20 protein-coding genes are annotated in these 21,812 nt (G+C 43.2%); 4 read left to right on the top strand and 16 right to left on the bottom strand.

The genetic code is table 11. From position 1 onward, the window contains the following. Positions 1-23: 23 nt before the first annotated feature. Entirely contained in the window at positions 24-1,286 is a 1,263-nt protein-coding gene (gene rhlB / locus GQS54_RS13160; RefSeq protein WP_166424446.1) for an ATP-dependent RNA helicase RhlB, read from the top strand. Continuing rightward, the gene (locus GQS54_RS13155; protein ID WP_166424445.1) at positions 1,283-2,794 is read left to right on the top strand and encodes a guanosine-5'-triphosphate,3'-diphosphate pyrophosphatase; all 1,512 of its coding nucleotides are present in this window, start codon (positions 1,283-1,285) and stop codon (positions 2,792-2,794) included. The genes rhlB and GQS54_RS13155 overlap by 4 nt, the downstream gene beginning before the upstream one ends. Before the next feature lie 103 nt (positions 2,795-2,897). On the opposite strand, the gene hemB is transcribed toward GQS54_RS13155, so the two are convergent. The 7 genes from hemB to tatA are packed head-to-tail and all read right to left on the bottom strand — an operon-like array spanning position 2,898 to position 8,503. Then, complete coding sequence (gene hemB / locus GQS54_RS13150; RefSeq protein WP_166424444.1) at positions 2,898-3,899, bottom strand: porphobilinogen synthase; 1,002 nt, start codon at positions 3,897-3,899, stop codon at positions 2,898-2,900. 10 nt (positions 3,900-3,909) lie between these two features. Then, on the bottom strand, positions 3,910-5,802 hold the full coding sequence (locus tag GQS54_RS13145) for a diguanylate cyclase (protein WP_240919938.1): 1,893 nt from the start codon (positions 5,800-5,802) through the stop codon (positions 3,910-3,912). A 17-nt stretch (positions 5,803-5,819) separates the two neighbouring features. After that, a complete protein-coding gene (locus GQS54_RS13140) occupies positions 5,820-6,608 on the bottom strand; it encodes a TatD family hydrolase (protein WP_166424442.1) in 789 nt (262 codons plus the stop codon). Position 6,609: 1 nt separating this feature from the next. Beyond that, positions 6,610-7,161, bottom strand: coding sequence for a hypothetical protein (locus GQS54_RS13135; protein ID WP_166424441.1), 552 nt, complete (start codon positions 7,159-7,161; stop codon positions 6,610-6,612). Then, positions 7,158-7,922 (bottom strand): twin-arginine translocase subunit TatC, encoded by a 765-nt coding sequence (gene tatC, locus GQS54_RS13130; protein WP_166424440.1) that lies wholly within the window; start codon positions 7,920-7,922, stop codon positions 7,158-7,160. The genes GQS54_RS13135 and tatC overlap by 4 nt, the downstream gene beginning before the upstream one ends. A 6-nt stretch (positions 7,923-7,928) precedes the next feature. Then, on the bottom strand, positions 7,929-8,228 hold the full coding sequence (gene tatB, locus GQS54_RS13125) for a Sec-independent protein translocase protein TatB (protein ID WP_006995013.1): 300 nt from the start codon (positions 8,226-8,228) through the stop codon (positions 7,929-7,931). 14 nt (positions 8,229-8,242) lie between these two features. Then, positions 8,243-8,503: a twin-arginine translocase TatA/TatE family subunit gene (tatA, locus tag GQS54_RS13120; RefSeq protein WP_166424439.1), complete on the bottom strand. Its 261-nt coding sequence runs from the start codon at positions 8,501-8,503 to the stop codon at positions 8,243-8,245. A 117-nt stretch (positions 8,504-8,620) separates the two neighbouring features. Here tatA and GQS54_RS13115 point away from each other — a divergent pair, with 117 nt between their 5' ends. Beyond that, on the top strand, positions 8,621-9,544 hold the full coding sequence (locus GQS54_RS13115) for a hypothetical protein (RefSeq protein WP_166424438.1): 924 nt from the start codon (positions 8,621-8,623) through the stop codon (positions 9,542-9,544). A gap of 58 nt (positions 9,545-9,602) precedes the next feature. Here the strand turns inward: GQS54_RS13115 and ubiB are convergent, their stop codons facing one another. From ubiB to prlC, 5 genes are all read right to left on the bottom strand, one after another. Then, on the bottom strand, positions 9,603-11,237 hold the full coding sequence (gene ubiB, locus GQS54_RS13110; RefSeq protein WP_166424437.1) for a ubiquinone biosynthesis regulatory protein kinase UbiB: 1,635 nt from the start codon (positions 11,235-11,237) through the stop codon (positions 9,603-9,605). A 3-nt stretch (positions 11,238-11,240) separates the two neighbouring features. Beyond that, on the bottom strand, positions 11,241-11,882 hold the full coding sequence (locus tag GQS54_RS13105; RefSeq protein WP_166424436.1) for an SCP2 sterol-binding domain-containing protein: 642 nt from the start codon (positions 11,880-11,882) through the stop codon (positions 11,241-11,243). Next, positions 11,883-12,695, bottom strand: coding sequence for a bifunctional demethylmenaquinone methyltransferase/2-methoxy-6-polyprenyl-1,4-benzoquinol methylase UbiE (ubiE, locus tag GQS54_RS13100; protein ID WP_205967758.1), 813 nt, complete (start codon positions 12,693-12,695; stop codon positions 11,883-11,885). A 152-nt stretch (positions 12,696-12,847) separates the two neighbouring features. After that, entirely contained in the window at positions 12,848-13,549 is a 702-nt protein-coding gene (locus tag GQS54_RS13095) for a DNA-3-methyladenine glycosylase I (RefSeq protein ID WP_166424435.1), read from the bottom strand. A 32-nt stretch (positions 13,550-13,581) separates the two neighbouring features. Continuing rightward, positions 13,582-15,624 carry an oligopeptidase A gene (prlC, locus tag GQS54_RS13090; protein ID WP_166424434.1) on the bottom strand — a complete coding sequence of 681 codons (2,043 nt, stop codon included), beginning with the start codon at positions 15,622-15,624 and terminating at the stop codon, positions 13,582-13,584. A gap of 266 nt (positions 15,625-15,890) precedes the next feature. On the opposite strand from prlC, the gene gorA reads away from it, so the two are divergent. Continuing rightward, on the top strand, positions 15,891-17,240 hold the full coding sequence (gene gorA, locus GQS54_RS13085) for a glutathione-disulfide reductase (protein ID WP_166424433.1): 1,350 nt from the start codon (positions 15,891-15,893) through the stop codon (positions 17,238-17,240). A 371-nt stretch (positions 17,241-17,611) separates the two neighbouring features. Here the strand turns inward: gorA and GQS54_RS13080 are convergent, their stop codons facing one another. From GQS54_RS13080 to GQS54_RS13065, 4 genes are all read right to left on the bottom strand, one after another. Next, on the bottom strand, positions 17,612-18,043 hold the full coding sequence (locus tag GQS54_RS13080; RefSeq protein WP_166424432.1) for a hypothetical protein: 432 nt from the start codon (positions 18,041-18,043) through the stop codon (positions 17,612-17,614). Between the two features lies 1 nt (position 18,044). Continuing rightward, on the bottom strand, positions 18,045-19,283 hold the full coding sequence (locus tag GQS54_RS13075; protein WP_346766577.1) for a hypothetical protein: 1,239 nt from the start codon (positions 19,281-19,283) through the stop codon (positions 18,045-18,047). Between the two features lie 729 nt (positions 19,284-20,012). Further along, positions 20,013-20,720 (bottom strand): cupin domain-containing protein, encoded by a 708-nt coding sequence (locus GQS54_RS13070; protein WP_166424430.1) that lies wholly within the window; start codon positions 20,718-20,720, stop codon positions 20,013-20,015. An 87-nt stretch (positions 20,721-20,807) separates the two neighbouring features. Then, a complete protein-coding gene (locus tag GQS54_RS13065) occupies positions 20,808-21,428 on the bottom strand; it encodes a glutathione S-transferase (RefSeq protein WP_166424429.1) in 621 nt (206 codons plus the stop codon). Positions 21,429-21,812: the final 384 nt, after the last annotated feature.

The following is a 21,812-nucleotide window of genomic DNA, read 5'->3' as shown; positions in this document are numbered from 1 at the left end:
CAAGCACTGATAAGCTATAAGCTATGCAAACAACTCATTTAACCGAAACACATTTCGCGGACTTGCCAATTAATGAGCAAGTCGTTAAGGCGTTATCCGCCGCAAACTTTAGTCACTGCACGCCCATACAAGCGTTAAGCTTGCCCCCTTTATTAGAAGGGCATGACATAGCAGGTCAAGCGCAAACCGGAACCGGTAAAACTATCGCGTTCTTGGTGGCAACTTTTCATTACTTGCTAAGTAACCCGCAGCCCACTAAAAAACAACCAAGAGCCATTATTATGGCGCCAACCAGAGAGTTGGCAGTTCAGATCTTTAACGATGCAGAATTGCTAAGTCAACACACTGGTTTGTCTCTCGGATTGATTTATGGGGGCGAGGGTTATCAAAGTCAACGGGAAAAACTGCAAGAAGGTGTAGATATTATTATCGGCACTACTGGCAGGATCATTGACTACTACAAACAGAACATCTTTTCATTGGCTGGTATTCAAGTAGCAGTACTTGATGAAGCTGATCGCATGTTTGATTTAGGCTTTATTAAAGATATTCGTTATCTTTTCAATCGTATGCCTCAGCCAACAGAGCGTTTAAGCATGTTGTTCTCGGCGACATTGTCGTATCGAGTACAAGAGCTCGCTTATGAACATATGAATAATCCTACGCACGTGCAAGTTGAGCCTGAGCGCAAAACCGGTACACGTATCAAAGAAGAGCTATTTTATCCTTCTGATGAAGATAAAATTGCTTTATTGCTAAGCTTGATGGAAGAAGAGTGGCCAGATAAAGCCATTGTTTTCGCCAATACCAAGCACAGCTGCGAGAAAGTATCTGATTGGTTACAAGCTGACGGACATCGCGTGGGTTTATTAAGCGGTGATGTTCCGCAGAATAAGCGTTTAAAAATTCTTGAGGATTTCACCTCAGGCAAATTAGACGTGCTAGTGGCTACCGACGTGGCTGCTCGTGGATTACACATTCCTATGGTGAGCCACGTATTTAACTTTGACTTACCTGACGATGCAGAAGATTACGTACATCGTATCGGCCGTACCGGTCGCGCGGGTCAAAGTGGTAGTTCAATTAGCTTCGCGTGTGAACGCTATGCGCTGAATTTACCTGCGATTGAAACTTACATCGAACATGCTATTCCAGTAACAGAATACAAACCGGATGCACTTCTTCGTGATGTTGAGGCACCTAAGCCGCGCCATAAAAAGCGTATGCAAAATGGCCGCAGCCCACAGAAGCGTCAATCGAGTTCGCGTAACCGTAGGAAGCCATGATTACATCTACCCGCTTGCCCCAGAGCCATCCTGAGGAGTTATATGCAGCCGTTGATTTAGGCTCAAACAGCTTCCATTTGGTTATCGTTCGGGTCGTAGCGGGTAATGTACAAATCATCGGTAAAGTTAAGCAAAAAGTCCGTCTAGCCTCAGGGTTAGGCGATGACATGATACTCGACGCTGAAAGTTTAGAGCGCGGCTGGAGCTGCCTCGAAACCTTCGCCGAGCGTCTGCAAGATATCCCTAAAGATAATATTCGTGTGGTGGCAACGGCCACACTGCGATTAGCAAAAAATGCTCACGTCTTTACCAGCAAAGCTGAAAAAATCCTCAAGCACAAACTAACTGTTATTAGTGGCGAAGAAGAAGCACGTCAAATTTATTTGGGAGTGGCTTACACCTCTGCTAATCAAGGCAATTCTCTTGTTATTGATATAGGCGGGGCGAGTACTGAAATCATAATCGGTAATGATATGGATCCCATTAACCTCGTTAGTTTGAACATGGGTTGTGTAACGTTTAAAGAACGTTACTTTGTGGATGACATACTCAGCGAAACCAACTTTGATAATGCGATTCAGGCCGCTAAAGTGCTAGTAGATGGCGTAGCAGATAAATTTATTAACTTTGACTGGCAGCAATGTTTGGGGGCTTCAGGCACACCACAGGCGATTACCGAAATATTAGTCGCCCTAGGTATAAGTGACGCGATTAGACTCGATTATTTATATAATTTGCGTCAACAATGTATCGATTGTGCAACCTTAGATAACCTTATTATCGATGGGCTTGAAGAGTCCCGGCGGATTATTTTCCCCAGTGGTTTAGCGATTCTTATTGCCTTGTTCGAATCTCTTAACATTAAAGATATGCAAATATCTGGCGGGGCACTGCGTGAAGGACTGATCTACGGCATGCTTGAAAACATGCAGCAAAACGATCGCCGCATGCAAACTATTCATCAGCATATGCAGCATTTCCATATTGACAGTGAGCAAGCTCAAAGAGTCAAAGACGTGGCGTTACTGTTATTTCATCAGCTTAGTGAGCAAGTGGATGTGAGTGGCGTTGATGGTGAAGCAATGTTGACGGCAGCTGCTATGCTGCACGAAACAGGCTTGCATATAGAGTACAAGCTACATCATAAACACGGTGCGTATATTTTAGGTTATGTGCCAATGGTGGGGTTTACCAATTTACAGCGTGACGGGATAAAAACCTTAGTGTTGAATCACCGTCAGCAGATATGTCCTGACCTATTTAAACAAAATCACAGTGAAGTACGCGACGTTATGCGCAGTCTTGTGCGGGTATTACGCCTAGCGTGTATTTTATCCATTCGTCGCAAAGATAACTTGTTACCCGTTTTTCGGTTAGACGTTGATGGCGATGACTGGCATCTTGTCTTTCCTGCAAAATGGCTTAAAGCGCATCCTTTGATTGATGCTGAGTTGGCCAACGAAAAGTTTCAACAGCATAAAATGGGCTGGCATTTAACCTGCGAGTAACGGGAGTAAGGTTAAGACCATAAGAAGGTAAACGCCGGCAAATTTGCCAGCGCACAGTACATCCTGCCATTAATCTTTCAGCTAACTACAAGTCAAATCTAGCTCACTTATCTCGCGCCAAAATCTGCGCAGCCTGTTTGGCGAAATAGGTCAGAATACCGTCTGCGCCTGCGCGCTTAAAGGCCAATAATGATTCCATAATCACTGCTTCTTCGTCTAGCCAACCTTGCAAAAATGCCGCCTTGTGCATGGCATATTCACCACTGACTTGGTAAGCAAAAGTCGGTACCGCAAATTCGTCTTTGCAGCGACGCACAATATCTAAGTAAGGCATACCAGGTTTAACCATTACCATATCGGCACCTTCCGCTATGTCTAACGCAATTTCCCGTATCGCTTCATTAGAATTAGCGGGATCCATTTGGTAACTTTTTTTATTGCCGCCTTTGATATTGCCTGCAGAGCCGACTGCATCACGAAACGGTCCGTAATAGTGGGAAGCATACTTAGCGGAATAAGCCATGATGCATGTATTGATAAAACCATGACTCTCAAGTGCCTGACGAATAGCACCTATGCGTCCGTCCATCATATCGGATGGCGCAACAATATCGGCACCTGCCTGGGCATGAGACAATGCTTGTTTAATTAATACTTCGATGGTTTCATCGTTTAAGACATAACCATCATCATTTAGTAACCCGTCTTGGCCGTGTGATGTGAACGGGTCAAGTGCTACGTCAGTGATAACACCCATATCTGGTAGTGCGTTTTTAAGAGCTCTTACGGCTCGTTGAGCCAAACCGTCAGGGTTAAAAGCTTCACTCGCACATTCAGTTTTCTGCTCAAGGGGAGTAACGGGAAATAACGCCAGTGCTGGAATGCCAAGGGCATATAACCCTTTCGCTTCCTCTACCAGTAGATCAATCGACAAGCGCTCCACGCCGGGCATTGATGCAATGCTCTCACGTTGATTTTGACCTTCTAAAACGAAAACAGGATAAATAAGATCTTTAGCATTTAGCTGGTGTTCCGCCATCAAATCACGGGTAAAGGTATGACGGCGCATGCGACGCATACGAATATTTGGAAAAGTTTCGGCCATGGTTACAGTCCTATTGAGATGGGTCGGTATTGGATAAGGGTTTGGCGATAACGCAGTTTCGTCCATTATTTTTGGCTTGATAAAGCAATTGATCAGCAAAGCCAATCAAGGTGTCCTCATTTTGCTGGGGATCCATTATGGCGCTAGTTAAACCAATGCTAACTGTTAGGCTAATAGACGCTCCAGCGCTGTACACGAGACTATCGTGTATATCCGTTCGTACATGGTCTAATAAAATTTTAGCGCCAGCCAAGTCGGTGCTAGGCATAATAATAGCAAACTCTTCGCCGCCGTAACGACATACGTCATCAGTGGGGCGTTTCAAGGCTTTTTTCAAGCGTTCAGCCACAAACTTAATGCAGTCATCACCGACTAAATGCCCGTGTTCGTCATTTACTCGTTTAAAATGGTCAATGTCTATCATAGCAACCACCAGTTCGGTGCGTTCACGGCGACTACGGCGTACTTCAGCAAGATATTTTTTATCAAAATAGCGTCTGTTTCGAATACCGGTCAAGGCATCCAGAGTATTCTTTTCTTCTAATTCGCGGTTAATTTCGGATAATTCGCGCAGGGCAATTTCTAGTTCTAACGTGCGCTCTTGAACACTATATTCCAGTGCTTCTTGGGCATTATTTTGCTGCTCTAACACTTTTTCTTGTACCACGCGCATATATCGTTCTTTGTGCAGAGCTTCTTTTTGAATGCTGAACAATTGTCTGCGCTGGCGATTTACGCTTAGGGCTAACATTAAGGCGAGCAAGAATGTTTCAATGATAACGCCCAACATCAACAAATAATTTGATGAAATAGCGAGCGAGATAATGTTTAGATGATCCAAGCACGCAATCAAACAACTGATTAATAGTGAGGTCCAGGCCAAAGTGTAGAAGCGGGCTAAATGCACTTTTTTGTACCAACACCAAATACCCAAGCCATACATCAGCACACAAATAGTGCCCAGAGCGAATAAAAATGGTGTCATAAACCAAGCTTTAGGTATCAATAAGGAAAGCACTAAACTAATAGCAAAAAATATCGCTATTCCATTCAGTATTTTATGTAGTCGTTGACTGATATTTTTTATATCGAGCAATATATTGGTGAATATGATGGTACAAAAAACCGTGGCATTAGCCCAGATTGCCACGCTGTGTCTCTGCATCCATGGGTTGTCTGACCATACATATTTATACCCCAAGCCTTGCATTGAGGCTAAAAGTAAAGCGAAGCTAAAAACATAACCGGCGTAAAACAAAAATACGGGCTGACGGCTGATAACAAAAAAGAAAAGACTGCTCAGTCCCATCGTGATCAACACACCAAAAAATAGCCCTATCAAAATACTGTGTTCACCATTAAAAACTAAAAATCGTGATTCAGGCCATAGGTTTATAGGCAATTGCAGTGTTCCTTCACTACTAATACGCATAATAATTCGTAACTGTTGTTCGTATTTAGGAAGTGGAAATAAAAACGTTTCGTATGGCAAAGGCCTAGCTGAAAACGGCAACTCATCACCGGCTTGGTAAAGATTAAGTAATTCACCGTTTTCTAAAAACCACACAGATATGTGATCGATTAGAGGGTTATTTAACTCCAATAACCAGTGCTCGGCATTAGCAAGTGCGGGAACAGTAAAGCTTAACCAATAGGGCGTGTCTGAGATAGGTAAGCCAAGCTGAAAACCTTTCGCCGCAAGCCATTGATTACTTGTGGGGTCTGGTAAGGTGTGCAGTTGGTATTGTTGTTCAGTGTCTTGCAGGTATAACAAGGTGCTGTGTGATAATTGCGCGGGTGTCTGTAGTTTTATCGAAAACACGATGCTCAAAAATAATAAAATGCAGGTAACAGACAGCAACTGAACCGCTGCAGGTGGGGTGAGTACATTGCGAAATAGCATATTGATAGTCAATGCAATTAACCCAGCGCTAATAGCTGTTGAGTATTGTGTTTACTGTGCTTGGCTAATGATTCGATTGAAGTATCCATAAGGAATGCCAGCGTTTTGGCGATAACGGGCAAATAACAAGGTTCGTTTTGCTTTACGCCGATAATTTTGTCGCTGGCTAATTTTTTCGGTTTTAGATAAGGGGCATCCGTTTCTAAAATTAAACGCTCGAGGGGTAAATAAGGCATAGCATCTCTGAGGTCGATACCACGTTTCTCATCGGTCACCCATCCCGTAATCCCGATATAAAAACCCAATGCCAGATAAGCCTGCATCTGTTCGTTATTGCCAGTAAAACAATGCACAACGGCGCCATTCAACTGCTTACTGTATTTTTTTAGTAACGCATATTGAGCATCAAATGCGTCGCGCTCGTGTAGAAATATTGGCAAACCCAACTCACAGGCAAGAATAAGTTGTTGTTCGAAAACGGCTAGTTGTATATCTCTAGGCGAAAAGTCACGATTAAAATCTAGACCACACTCGCCAATCGCGAGCACGTGGGGTTGCTCTGCCAATGTGCTAATCTTTTGAATATAATCAGTGGGGGCAAGCTCAGCATAATGAGGGTGAATACCCGCAGTACTGAAAACTTTCATCGGATGCAGTTGCGCTAAGTCGGCTGCTTGCTGGCTAGTAGTGATATTCGTACCCGTGAGCATGATTTGCGTGACGCCTACATCTGCAGCGCGCCCAAGCATGGGGGCTAATGCATTCGGGTCATTAGGAATATTTACGCCAATATCAAACCATTGCACGCTATTTAGACCGCTTCACGCGAATTCGTTTGTTGCTCGATTCCTTGCTTAAAAAATACGAACCTAGTATGCCTTCTTCAACGTACACCTGATCGCCAATTTTGATTCTTAAGGTAGAGTTACCGGTTTGACGCCATACCTGCCCATTTTCTAAGCTAACGATCAGTTTACCGTAGGGATCTTTTTTAGTATCAATGACATCAGCAGTAATTTTTGCAATTTTTTGTTCTGGTTCAATGACTTTTGCCAACCCGAAGTTTTTGACTTGATTATCTCGACTCGCGAAGCTTTGTGAAGCTAAAGGTTTAGCCATTTCTTTTTTAACAATGGGTTGTGGAGTCGAAACGACTACGGCCGGTTTGTTGCTAACACTCGCCTGGGTATGACGTTCACTATCTTGGTAATTTATCGATGACAGCTTGTCATAACAAGCCAAACGCAGCGTATCGTTATTCTCAGCTCGGCAATCGTGTAGTTCGCTTATAATATCTTGCGCATTGACGCCGGATATCGCACTAAAAAATAATCCTAGTGTGATAGCAAAAATTTTCATAATGGCTCCTGTTCGTTATCTTTTTGTTCTTCTTCTTCAGGCTCGACTTTGCGTTTTGCGTAAAAACCCCCGACCAAAATACCGATTTCAAACAGTATCCACATCGGAATCGCCAACAAGGTTTGCGAAATAATATCCGGTGGGGTTAACAACATCCCCAATGTAAACACACCCACGATCACATAAGGGCGCTTTGCCCGCAACGCGTCAGGTGTACTTACGCCCGTCCAACACATCAGTACAATAGCCACCGGTATTTCAAACGATAAACCAAAGGCAAAAAAGATTTTTAGTACAAAATCGAGATAACTACTGATATCGGTATTAATGGTGACACCCTCGGGGGCAACGCCAGTAAAAAACGCAAAAGCCAAAGGAAATACCACGTAATAGGCAAAGGCCATACCGGAGTAAAACAGCAGGGTACTGGAAAATAACAATGGTGCGACTAAACGCTTTTCATTGCGATACAGGCCTGGCGCAATAAATGCCCAAATCTGGTACAACACCACAGGTATGGCGATAAAAAACGACAGTACGAGGGTTAATTTAAAAGGGGCAAAAAATGGTGATGCTACATCTGTGGCAATCATTTCTGCGTGTTCTGGCAAAGTCTCTAATAAAGGGGTGGCAAGCCAGTGATATAAGTCTTGGGCAAAATACACTAGACATAAAAACACCACAAACACACTCAATACCGCTTTTAAGACTCTGCCCCGTAATTCAACTAAGTGGGCAATTAAGCTATTTGGATCTGACATCCGTGACTACTTTTTTTCGTAAGGTTTTTGAACAGACTTCGCTGCATCACGCAGTTCATCAACGGATTTTTGCAGCTCTGGCGATAGGTTTTCAAGTCCTTGCTGCTCTGCTTTCTTCAGATTCTCATGCAATTCATGGATTTTAAATTGTTGCTCAACTTCCTGACGAAAACCTGTGGCCATGCTTTTGACACTGCGCACAGTGCGCATGGTTGAACGAATTGCACCGGGCAAACGTTCAGGACCAAGCACTAACAAGGCAACAACACCAATGACTAATAATTCTAAAAAGCCTATATCAAACATGGATAATGCTCGCGTTACTCACTTTTAGCCTTTGTATCTGATTCACTTTTGACATTATGTTGAACCGTTTTTTCTTTGTCAGTAGTGGTATCTTCGACTTTTCCATCTGCTTTAAAATCAGCGTCTTTTTCTTTGTCTTCATCTGAAATTGCTTTCTTAAATCCTTTTACTGCAGACCCCAAGTCTCCGCCCATATTACGAAGTTTTTTAGTGCCAAAAAGTAAAACTACAATCACTAAAATGATGATCAACTGCATTGGGCTAATACCGAACATAACATACTCCTCTTAAATATTTAGGCCCATTATACGTAGCAAATTAAAAAGGTCACTGGATTTGATTAAGCAAACATTTCAATGCACAGTAATAGCTAAAACACAGGGAGTGCGGTATTGAAAATAAAACATGTTGTTTTGCTGTTTATGTTTAGCGCATTTTACTGCAACGGGGAAGAGAACGAGCCACAGCCAGATTATCCTTGGCTCGATGATATGCATGAAAATATTGCTCAGTCAGTACAAGACTCAGCGATATGGTTTGATGATTTCTTTTTTCTCGACGGGGTAATGCATCAAGAAACTGCTCAGGCTGAAGCCCGTATTCGGCTTGGCTGGGAGCCGCGTACACGTTCACTCAATCAATTCCAAAATCGCTTCAAAGTACGGGTGCGTTTACCTAACCTTAAAAACCGTTTAGATGTGGTGTTGTCAGACTATGATGACGAAACTGAGTTAGGTAATGAGCGTCTAGGACAAAACGATAGCTTTGGCGATACAGACAGATTAAATCTAGCACTACAGTGGCGATCTAGGCCAAATAGTGGGTTTTCCCATCGAATTGGTATAGGCCGAGGATTTCAAACTTTCGTCAAAAGTCGTTATCGTAATCATTATTCTCTGGCCGCTGATACGCTAATGCGTGTCGAAGGCTCAATTTATTATTACAGTGACGATGGTTTTGGAAGCCACTTTTCAACTAAATTCGATTACAGCGCGACCGCAGCAACGTTATACCGCTTCGACAATAATTTTTACTACCGCGACAGAACTGAAGACTGGCTATGGCGGCATAGTTGGCAAAGTCTACATCAGTTTGATGAAAAAACAGCCATTATTAGTGGTTACTATATTGAGGGATTGAGTCGGCCAAACTACCAATTAAACGAACACTATGTCAGTGTGCGTTGGCGTCAAAATGCCTTAAGAAAATGGTTGTTTTATGAATTGGAGCCCTTTATTTTATGGCGACGAGATGAGCACTTTGCTCCCTCTTATGGTTTAGCTTTAAGAGTGGAAGGCTTTTTCGGCCATAGCTAAACGCTGGGGTATTCAATAGGCCGCAGGTCGCTATGGCATCCAGGTTTTGCTTTTGGGGTTATTCAGCAACTCGGCATCGCCAAGCGATCAACCAACTTACTATGCCTATCGTTGCCACCCCTGCAGGTACCCACCAATGTTGACTATAGATAGGCATAACGCTGGATACGATTAATAAGGTGGCACCGATAATGGTAAACACTAAGCGTCGTTGTTGTTGTTTAACCTGCCATTGTTGCTTTTCAAATTGCAATTTCTGTTGTTCAGGGTAGCGCTTTATTTGGCGTAGCGAGTCGTACACCAAATCAGGAATTTCAGGTAGTTTTTCCGACCAAAATGGCAGATTTGCCGACACTTTGTTATACATAGCCTTCACGCCAATCTGCTCACGCATCCAATTTTCAAGGAATGGTTTTGCGGTCTGCCACAAGTCCAGTTGTGGATATAATTGACGGCCTAGGCCCTCGATATATAACAATGTTTTCTGTAATAACACCAACTGTGGCTGAATAATCATATTAAAGCGCCGAGCGGTATTAAACAGTTGTAATAGCACATTACTGAACTCAATTTCAGCTAACGGCTTTTGAAAAATAGGCTCACATACACGGCGAATAGAGGCTTCGAACTCGTCAATACTGGTGTTACTAGGCACCCAGCCAGAATCCACGTGTAATTCAGCGACTTTGCGATAGTTACGGTTGAAAAACGCAATAAAATTCTCAGCAAGATAGCGTTTATCTTCACTGTTTAAGGTGCCTACAATGCCATAATCAATAGTGATATATTGCGGATCTTCGGGGTTGTCCAACGCGACAAAAATATTTCCAGGATGCATGTCTGCATGGAAAAAGCTGTCTCTGAACACTTGGGTAAAAAACACCTCAACACCACGCTCAGCAAGCTTTTTCATGTTTGTGCCGCGCGCTTCTAGGGTGGCGATATCGGATATTGGGGTACCATAAATTCGTTCCATTACCATCACATTTGCATGACAATAATCACTGTAAATATGCGGAACATATAAAGCCGTAGAGTTTTCAAAATTACGTTTAAATTGAATACCATTGGCAGCTTCATTGAGTAAATCGAGTTCGCCGACGATGGTTTTTTCGTACTCAGCGACCACTTCAACTGGGCGAAGACGCTTGCCATCAGGTAAAAGTTTTTGCAAGGCGTTGGCAAATGTGCGCATTAATTGGATGTCAGCATGAATAGCCGAGCCAATATTTGGACGAATAACCTTCACAACAACTTCTTCGCTGTGACCAATTAGTTTAGCGGCGTGCACCTGGGCAATGGACGCTGATGCCAAGGGTGTGCTATCGAATTCACTGAACAACTCGCTTAAATTTTTTAGGCCAAGGGCGTGACGGATGGTTTGCTGGGCCACCTCGCTATCAAATGGGGCAACTTGGTCTTGCAATATGGCTAGTTCGTTGGCTACATCAAGGCTTAATAAGTCTTTACGAGTAGACAGCATCTGGCCGAATTTGATAAATACCGGACCTAATGACTGCAGAGCAAGCCTAATGCGAGCGCCCTGGGATTTATCTTTATGTTTATTTCGCAGCCAAAAAAAACCGAAGCGGCCGAGCTTGGCATACCAAGGTAGCCATTTTTCTGGAATAAGCTCATCTAAGCCGTATTGTAAAAAAACTTTATTGATTTGGTATAAACGAAGGATCCGCACGGGTTACTTGTCGTCCTGTTGTGAGGCTATTAAATTATCGATACGGGCTTCAAGCCTATCGCAGTCACTGCGTAAAGTATTCACATGCTCACAGAAGTCTTCTACTTCTGCTGGCGTCACGGCAACTGCGTCGGGCTGAGTTAGACGTGTACTAAACTGATCAGCTAATTTTTCAATTTCTTGTTGGGCGGTATTAAAAAATGATTTAACGCTGCTAAATGTTTGATGTGCAACGACATCGCCGGTGTAATTAGATAGCTGTTCTTCCCAATCAATATCGAGTTCTTTCATTAGGTTGCTAAACCCTTGAGCGACATTTATATCACCGGCTAAATCCAATTTCCCCTGTTGAATAAGCTGACTGATTTTACTGCTATCTTTAAGTTCGGCCAACGTACTAAGATCTAACGTGATATGGCAATCAGCTGTTGATTCGGTTGAAGTCTCCTGGTCGCTAGGCGTAAGCGTGCTAACGTCAATTTGCTGGGAAAAACTAAACAGCAGTGACCAAGGTAATTCTCTTACGGTGACTTGCAGTTGCTTATTAGACAGCTTTTTCAGTCGTCCTTGGCAGTCAGGATCGAGTTGCACAAGCTGGTTAAGGGTGAACTCAATGCCTGCGCTTAGCAGTTGCCCGACTAACATTTAAAATTTAAACCCACGATGTAAGGCAACAATACCACCGGTTAAATTGTGATAAGTCACTTGCTCAAAGCCAGCATCTTGCATCATGTCTTTAAGCACGTCTTGTTCTGGGTGCATGCGAATCGATTCCGCAAGGTATTTATAACTATCGCCGTCTTTTGCCACTAACTCACCAATTTTAGGCAGCAAATGAAAAGAATAGGCATCGTAGACTTTATTTAATATTTCACTCGTTGGTTTTGAAAACTCCAATACCAATAAACGGCCGCCAGGCTTAAGTACCCGATACATGGAGGCTAGGGCCTTGTCTTTATCGGTTACATTACGCAATCCAAAGGCAATAGTAATAATATCGAAACTGTTGTCAGGAAAAGGTAAAGCTTCAGCGTTGGCTTGCACGTACTGCACATTACCAACTATGCCTTTGTCGCGTAATTTGTCACGACCCACCCGTAACATAGCATCATTAATATCCGCTAAAACCACTTCGCCGCTATCACCGACTATGCGTGAGAACTTTGCGGTTAAGTCACCTGTGCCGCCTGCTAAATCAAGCACTTTATGGCCAGCTCTAGCTCCACTGCAATCTATGGTAAAACGCTTCCATAAACGATGAATACCCATGGACATCACATCGTTCATAATATCGTATTTGGCCGCAACTGACTGAAAAACCTCGGCAACCATAGATGCCTTGGCATTTTTATCTACTTGCTGAAAACCAAAATGGGTTTTTTCAGAAGATTCTTGGGTTTGCTCTTGGCTAGCACTTGGATTGGCCGCTATAGTGGCATTGTTTTCACTGACGCTCATGTCAATTCCTTAATAAACTCTTGGCGCTAGTGTAACGAAATAAACAGTGCCAATCTAAAAAAGTTACATTGTTATACGTGCAGTTCGTTGCAAAAGATTATTTACCTAAAAAAGGTAACTAACGTCAATAATATTAATCTGAGACATGACGCTCAGAGGTTATCACCCACACTGATGGCTATCAGAACGCTTAGAGCCTGCATCGAACGCCCGCTTTGCTGTTGCAATTGGTTAAATGCTTGTTGAATGGCGTTAAGGCTGCGCTTTGAGTTGACGCCGCCGGAGATTATACCACGCTGAGTAAAATAGCTGGTGACATCGCGACTGAGAATAAAGGTGTCTTTGCCTAAGGCACGTAAAGCGTAAGGGCCAGTATTACCGCCCAATCGTGCTCCGTGTTTCTTAAGATAAGCCCACAAACCAATGATATCGGTAGCAGGCCAATTTGCTACAAATTGCGCGAAGCTGCCATGCTCCCGACGTACCGAGTCAATCATCATGGCGTTGTCTTGAATAGTTCTGACCTTTTTATAGTTACGAATAATCGCCGGATCTTGAGCACGTTGTTCCAACATCTCTTCTGGCATAAGCAATACTTTGTCCAGATTAAACTCAAAAAACAACCGTTCAAACTCCGGCCACTTGTTACGTACTACACGCCATACAAAGCCGGATTGAAAAACTTTTTTACTAAATTCAGCTAAAAAGCGATCATCGCCCAATTGGGCGACGTCTCGATCGGATAATGGATCACTAAGTAAGCTTTCAACGGCGTCAGGGCCACACTTGCGCTCACAGGCACGCTGATAGAGGGCCTGATAATCTTCTAAATTGGCTAAAATGTTCTCGCTCACCCCGACTCCTGCTTAATTAGACTCTCTTTTGCTTAATCTTCAATGCCACTGTGGCGTAACAAAGCATCCACTTTTGGCTCCCGCCCTCTGAATGCAACGAACAGCTCCATAGGCTCTTTACTGCCACCTTTTTCAAGAATGTTATTCAAGAAATCTTGGCCAACTTGTTGGTTAAAAATTCCTTCCTCTTCGAAACGACTGAACGCATCTGAAGAAAGCACTTCTGCCCATTTATAACTGTAATAACCTGCTGCATAACCACCGGCGAAAATATGCCCAAAACTATTCTGGAAGCGGTTAAATTCAGGAGGCATAACCACCGAAACTTCACTGCGCACATCATCGAGTAAGGCCTGAACAGATGTTTTTTCCTCACTGCTGTATTTCTCATGCAAGGTAAAATCGAACAGACTGAACTCCAGCTGTCGAACCATTTGCATGGCCGATTGGAAGTTACGAGCCGCAAGCATTTTATCCAGTAAATCTTGAGGTAAAGGTTCGCCGGTCTCATAGTGGCTAGAGATAAATGCTAAGGCTTCAGGCTGCCAACACCAGTTTTCAAGGAACTGACTCGGTAATTCAACTGCGTCCCAAGCCACCCCGTTAATACCCGATACGCCAGCAACGTCGATTTGGGTCAACATATGGTGAATTCCGTGGCCGAATTCGTGGAATAAGGTAATGACTTCGTCGTGGGTAAACAACGCTGGCTTGTTACCAACTGGACCACTGAAATTACAGGTTAAGTAAGCAACCGGTAACTGCACTGTACCGTCTGGTTTAGCTCGGCGGGTTTGGCATTCGTCCATCCAGGCACCGCCACGCTTATGTTCGCGAGCGTATAAATCGAGATAAAAACTGCCCCGAAGCTCACCACTGGCATCTTTGATATCGAAAAAGCGAACATCGTTATGCCAAGTGTCAACGCCATCACGTTCAGCGATTTGTAGCCCATATAAACGAGAGACAACCTCGAACAACCCATCCACCGCTTTATGAGCGGGGAAATAAGGACGTAATGCCTCGTCAGAAATTGCATATTTTTGCTCTTTGAGCTTTTCACTGTAATAGGCAAAATCCCACGCTTGAAGTTCAGGTTTGTTAAATTGTTTTTTTGCAAAGTCGGCTAGTTCAGCGAGATCTTGCTGAGCTTGGGGTTTAGACCGGGCCGCTAAGTCATGTAAAAAGCCCTTAACCTGACTGGTTGATTCAGCCATTTTGGTCGCCAGTGAACGCTCTGCATAGTTAGCAAAGTCTAACAACTGAGCCAGTTCTTGGCGCAAAGCCATGGTTTCATCAATAAGGGGGCCGTTGTCCCATTTACCAGCATTTGGGCCTTGATCTGAGGCGCGGGTGGTGAATGCACGATACATTTCTTCACGCAGTAGATGATTATCAGCATGCATCATTACAGGCAGGTAGCTGGGTATGTCTAGGGTAAATAACCAGCCTTCTAATTCTTTACTTTGTGCTAATTGCTTAGCTGCGCCAAGAGCTGATTCAGGTAAACCTGCGAGCTGTGATTCATCAGTAATATGTTTTTGCCAACCTAAAGTGGCGTCCATTACATTATTGCTAAAGGTAGACGACAAATCAGACAGACGGCTTTTAATTTCGCCATAACGCTGCTTTTTCTCATCGTCTAAGCCCACACCAGATAATTCAAAGTCACGCACTGTAATTTCAATGACCTTACGTTTTGCTTCATCTAGTTCAGCAAATTCGTCACTGTTTTGAATTTGCAGATAGGCTTGGTACAAGCCCTTATGTTGACCTATCCATGTGCCGTAATCCGATAACAAAGGCAGGCACGCATCGTGTGCTTCCCGCAAGTCGTCGTTACTGACAACCGAATTCATATGTGAAACGGGCGACCACATACGACCGAGTTCGTCATCTTTATCTTCAAGCTTGGCGGCAAAATTGTCCCAGGTGTAAGATGGTTGGTCGAGCAATGTTTCTATCGTTTGCTTTGCATCGTTAATGGCTTGCTCAACGGCAGGCTGAATTTGCTCTGGGGTAATATCTGAAAAACGCGGTAATCCAGATAAATCTTGCAGCGGGCTTAAGGACATAGTGAACTCTTTAGTCAACAAAATGATGAGTACTAAGTAAGGGGCGAGGAGCACAAATTCAAGTGTTTAGATAAATCTAGGCTAAAATCATTAGGGTTTGACTAGCCTCACTTAAGTGAGTTTCCGTGTAAGTTAATTCGCTAACGCAAGGTCTACTGGGCACACGTTTATTTTTATCGATTAACCTGATTAGAAAATTCATTTGTCTTTATAGAGACTAACCTTATATCGTGTAGTTACAGCTTAATAATTTAGGATAAGTAGAAATGGCAGATTTTGATTATATTTGTATTGGCGGCGGCAGTGGTGGCATTGCGTCGGCGAACCGCGCATCGAAGCATGGTAAGAAAGTGGCGTTAATTGAAGCGCGCCATATTGGTGGTACTTGCGTCAATGTAGGTTGTGTACCTAAGAAAGCGATGTGGTTCGGTGCACAAGTCGCTGAAGCTATTAACCATTATGCTGCGGACTATGGGTTTGACGTAACAGTCAATAAATTCGATTGGAAAAAGCTAGTCGATAGTCGCGAAGCATACATTAAAAGAATTCATGCCTCATACGATCGAGTCTTAGGCAACAACGACATTACTGTTATTAACGGCTTTGCCCGTTTCGTCGATAAAAACACGGTAGAAGTTGATGGCAAACAATACACAGCAGAGCACATTCTTATTGCAACGGGTGGTCGTCCCGTTACGCCAAGCATCCCTGGTGCTGATTTAGGCATAGATTCAGACGGTTTTTTCGAGTTAACCGAGCAGCCTAAAGAAGTTGTGGTCGTCGGTGCGGGTTATATCGCGGTTGAACTAGCCGGAGTATTGCACTCATTGGGCAGTAAAACACATTTAGTAGTGCGTAAGCATGCGCCTTTGCGTTCATTCGATACCATGCTGAGCGAAACATTAGTTGAAACGATGGCGCAAGACGGCCCGACGTTGCATACGCATCGCATTCCAGAAAAACTGGAAAAAAATGCAGATGGCAGACTGACGCTTACGTTTGAATGTGGTGAGAAATTAGAAGCTGATTGCGTTATTTGGGCAATTGGACGTGCGCCTGCAAACGACAATATGGGCCTTGAAAACGCCGGCGTAACAGTTAATCAACGCGGTTATATCGCGGTTGATAAGTACCAAAACACCAGTGTTGAAGGCATTTATGCCGTTGGCGATAACATCGGTAAAGTTGAACTGACGCCTGTTGCGGTAAAAGCAGGACGCTTATTATCAGAACGCTTATTCAACGGTCAAACAGATGCCCATATGGATTACAATTTAATCCCTACAGTGGTGTTCAGTCACCCTGCAATAGGCACCATGGGTTTAACGGAACTTGAAGCTGATGCTGAATTTGGTAAAGATAATGTCAAAGTGTATAACTCAAGCTTTGCCGCCATGTACACAGCGCTGACTAGCCATAGGCAGATGACACGTATGAAATTGATTTGTGTTGGCGAAGAGGAAAAAGTAGTCGGTATTCACGGTATTGGTTATGGAATGGATGAAATACTACAAGGCTTCGGCGTCGCTATGAAAATGGGGGCAACAAAAGCGGATTTCGATGCTTGTGTCGCTATTCACCCTACCAGCGCAGAAGAATTTGTCACGTTAAACTAACCACCACTGCTGCACACCTGAACTGTTTTTCGAAACGCCACAGTTATTTAGTTATGTAGCTCGGCAGCTTGATATAGAAACAGGATAATAATTAATGAGCCTCAGCTAATTCTAGCTGAGGCTTTTTTATAATCTAACCTAGCTTAAAAATTTCACTTCCAGTCAAATATGCAATGCTTATCAAACTGGTTTTGAGTAAATAAATACATGCTGAGTACAGGAAAAAACACGGCAACTAAGAGCGACGGTTATTCCACCAATTTGAACGTTAATGAGAATAATAAAGCGCGAATAAATTATCTATCGACAAAGATTGCGCTTTACAAAGCGGCATTTAGACGTACTGATATTTTAAAAGAGTCTTAAATAAATTACTTATTATCGAAACGGTAAACGATTTTCAAAGAATCATCTACTTCCGATTCTAAAACATAACCAATTGTCTGGTGAGAGCGTTTTAATTCACTAAGCATTTCGTCATTTGAATCAAAGCGCCCCGGCGGACTTGCGCGTCCAGAGAAGAGCAAACGTGCCCAATAGGCATTAATTTTTGCCTCACTTTTATTGACTAAGGCATGGTAGAACTGCTGCTTTTCAGAGCTGTTAGCTGTGCGATCCAGTGGTTTAGCCAAAATCCCATCAGGGAAGGTGTTATACCTGCCCATATAAATATCAATAATCTGATTTTTACTCAAAGAATCAATAGGATTCTGTTTGCTGACCACCACAACTACAGCTTGAGCAGAGAAGGCCAAGCATAAGGATAATAAAAAGCCTAATATTTGGATATTAGCTAAGCGCATATCAAAATATCCAATTCACGTTAAGGCTCGTTACGTTAACAGTTTGCCCTGAATCGAGATTATTGTTCACTTGCCATAATGCGAAACCGTTATCTGCAATCACGCTGCGATCGACTTGGAATTTAGCCACCACAGCGGGTGAAATGTGCCATTTTGCCCCAATACTAAAGGTGTGTTGTTTAATCCTACTTTGATCTAACGCCGCCCTAATCAATGGGCTAAAGGATTGTATTAAGGCTACCACCGCGTCAGGTGCGTAAGGTGAAATCTCTCCAACACTATCACTTAGCGTGCCTCGTGTAGGCTCAATGGCCGACAGTGTAGCGAAGTAGGTTATATTTTCTGGCTCATAGCCTACGCTGATATAACCCGAAACGTTGTCTTGTATTATATCCCATAAAGAGTGCGTGAAACCGATCTCTGATTGTACGAGCCACAGACCATCATCGTATTGATAGCCCAAACCATAAAACTGCTGCTTTTTACCACGGTATTCAAACCGGTCTCTAAGGATCGGTCCGCCAGGCCAAATAGTGGGAGGAAAAAACGCAATAGCGTCATCAATGATATCTAAATCTTCGCTGAAATTTTTTATTTTTGAATCGAGAAACGACGCACGTATTTGCCACTTATCTTGTTGGTAAGCTACAGATGCCATCAACATATCACCAAATTTTATATCTACGTTTGAGTCTGTAGTTACAATGTTCGTATCGTTTTCTGAACCTGTTGTTCCGATAGTGGCATCGGACCCACCGTAACCTAATTTAACTTGCAAAAAACCTTTACCCACAGAGCGCTTATATAATACATCGGCACCTTCAAACTGAGATACTGAAGATACATTGGTATAAAATTCGGACGGTGGCCGAGCCCACAAATAAGCGTAACCGACTGATTTATATTCCGATAGAAAATAAATATCGGTATTCATCCGCCCAACGCGAAACTCCCAATTACTGCCTAGATGATAACGAAGAAATCCGACGTCGATATAATTAAGCGCTTTATTATCAAGCTTATCGCGAAAGACGGCTTGAATAACAGCGTCCCAGTGGGGGGTAAATTCGATATTCGCTTGAGCACCAATTAATGAATCCGGTGCCAGTGAGAAACCTGTTCTAGCGGGCACTTTAAAGTTTGAATGAAACCCTAGATCCGCACTATCGTTATAAATTGCACCTAGCGTAGCGTAACCACTAAATTTGACCATATCATCGGATGCCAGAGCGTTGCTCACATTCAGTATGTTTATGAGTACAAGGCAAAATAGAATACGAAGTTTGTTACTTAAAATTTTTGACATGGTTAACAATCAACTCGATGAACGAACATTATTTTATAAGTTATTAGCGTTAATCATTTGAAGTAAAATGACATGCCAAACCATACTAAACTTGATAACTGCAAGGCTTGTCTATTAGTAATTGTGCTTTGGCTACTGTTGACCAGTATAAGATTATTATAAACTGCTTTGTCATTGCATTCGTATGAATTTACATACTTAATGATATCGTTTAATACCCTTAACATGCTAATGCTACATAAATGGACATTCAATCAGCTTCTTTGAGAAAGAACTTTAGGCATATATTAGATACACCTTTGTCTTCAGCTCTGGTGGTAAAGCGTGCGCTGTAGCCGTTAAATTAGATGTAAAAATTAAACGGGTAACCCCGTTGTTGTCGCAATGTAAGGCTCTGAAGTGAAATAGACAGAGCATTAAGGGTGGTGAGGGTCGTGAATATGACTAGCAACTTACCTTTCATTAAAAATCCGCTGCGGATATCTCTTTTGACCCCCAGTTCGAGTAAGCTATTTAACCGCTTAACATGACAACCCTATTAATTCGCCATCTTAAATTATCGTTATTTTTATCGTAAAAATTCGAATTACCACGAAGTCGCTGAGCTCGCAGGCCAAAGGCCAAAAAAACAAAGCGTTCAGCTTACCAGCCCAATAGTGTTAGCTATTTTACATTCTGCACACGGGCAATTTGCTTATTTACAAAAGGTAAATGCTCGGTTTTTATCCATAACCTTGCGCCTTTATTTCCAGCTTTACCCTGTAACTTACTGCCGAGGGGTAAGCGCAGCCAACTGTGCTTTTCTAGCGTGTCGCTGCCCTCGCTAAATTGACCATTGAGAATGAGTATTTCAAGCCCTTTTACCGCATCTAGATTGAGCTGGGTTTCAGGCGCTACCTCGTACACACTGACCACCTCAAACCCATCGCGATATAGTTCTTTGCTCACTATGCCAGTCTTCGGCGCAGTAAATGCTAATGATGCAACATCGCTATCGACCCGGGCAGGCGCATTCACGTGTTGCCTGTCTTCTGGGTTGAATTGCCATAGTTTTACAAAAATTACGCAGCCTTGTTCAGAGCCCGGTTTATGTGACGACTGAGGCGGGTTGCGAACATAGGAGCCCGCAGGAAAATCACCATGTTGGTCCTGAAACACCCCTTCAAGCACAATAAATTCTTCGCCGCCGGTATGCACATGAGGTGAGAACTCGCTACCTGGCGCATAGCGCACTATAGTCGTTGCCCGGGCAACTTCATCGCCGACGCGATCAAGTGGTCTACGGTCAACCCCTGGCATAGGTGAAGCGACCCACGGTTGTTGATGACTGTGAACCACAACACGTTGGCTGAAATCGGCGTTAATATTCATCTTCTGACTCCCCAGAGTGAATCAATTGGTAGTATAAGCCTTATTTGTACGCTGAAAATAAGGCCAAGTCTCAAATTAAGGCTAAGGTTAGGCCGCAATGCTCGGGCGTTTAGCAACTCGGTCGTGCCATGCTTGTAAGTGCGTTAAGTTAGCAGGAATACTCACATTACAAAAACCACCGAATACTAATCCACACCATAGTGTAATGTCGGCCACGGTAAATGCTTCACCAGCCACGTAGGTCTGCGTTGCCAGCACACCATCAAAATACGCTAGGCCGGCTAATGCACGTGCATGTTGTTTTTGACCCCAATCACTATTTTGATACGTTTCTAACTCAGGGCCTAAACCGTCGGTCGCATGATGAAAGTAAGTGGCGATAGCGTCAAGCACTTGGGTTTCGGCGCGGCGCTGCATCATGCTGATGACTGCACGCTCTTTAGCGGTTTCACCTGTCAATGAAGGGCCTGCAAAGTGATGGTCGATGTACTCTGTTATTGCTGGGCATTCCGCGATGTACGTACCATCATCCAACTCGAGTACTGGTACACCTGCAAACGGGTTTTTGCCTAAGAATGCATCACTTCTATGCTCACCATTCATTAAGTCTACAGGTTTGAAAGTAACGGCATCAAGGGCGTTTTTTTCCGCTAATGCGATGCGTACACGAAGTGGATTTGGGAAATTTTCTACGTCATAAATTATCATGGCTGTCTCTCTATAGTTCGCTATCGTTCTTTTTGGTTCATTGTTTTTCAAAAGGGTCTCTAAGCGTTTTCAGGATTAGATTGGCTAAAGAGGTTTATTTGTTAATCAAACTACCTACTGGTAGGTAGTTATAGTGATCAACGGTTAATCTGTCAACTTTTATAAGCTGCTTAGCGCGCGCTTAGTGAATTGACTTTATGCTGATTTTTAGTTTTAGGTATGAAATTCAGATGCTTAATTAACTTTCTTGACGAATAATTATTTTCAATTTTGATAACTAGATTAGTTCAGTGAAGGGGGGGTGTGACCACGGCAAGAGCGTGAATGCCTAATTATCACTCAACTAACTCGGATCCCGCTAAAAATATAGCCTCAAGGTAATCA

Source organism: Paraglaciecola sp. 20A4 (assembly GCF_011378905.1).
GTDB lineage: Bacteria > Pseudomonadota > Gammaproteobacteria > Enterobacterales > Alteromonadaceae > Paraglaciecola.
Note: the sequence above shows the minus strand (reverse complement) of the source record. Positions and strands in the feature narration are given on the sequence as shown.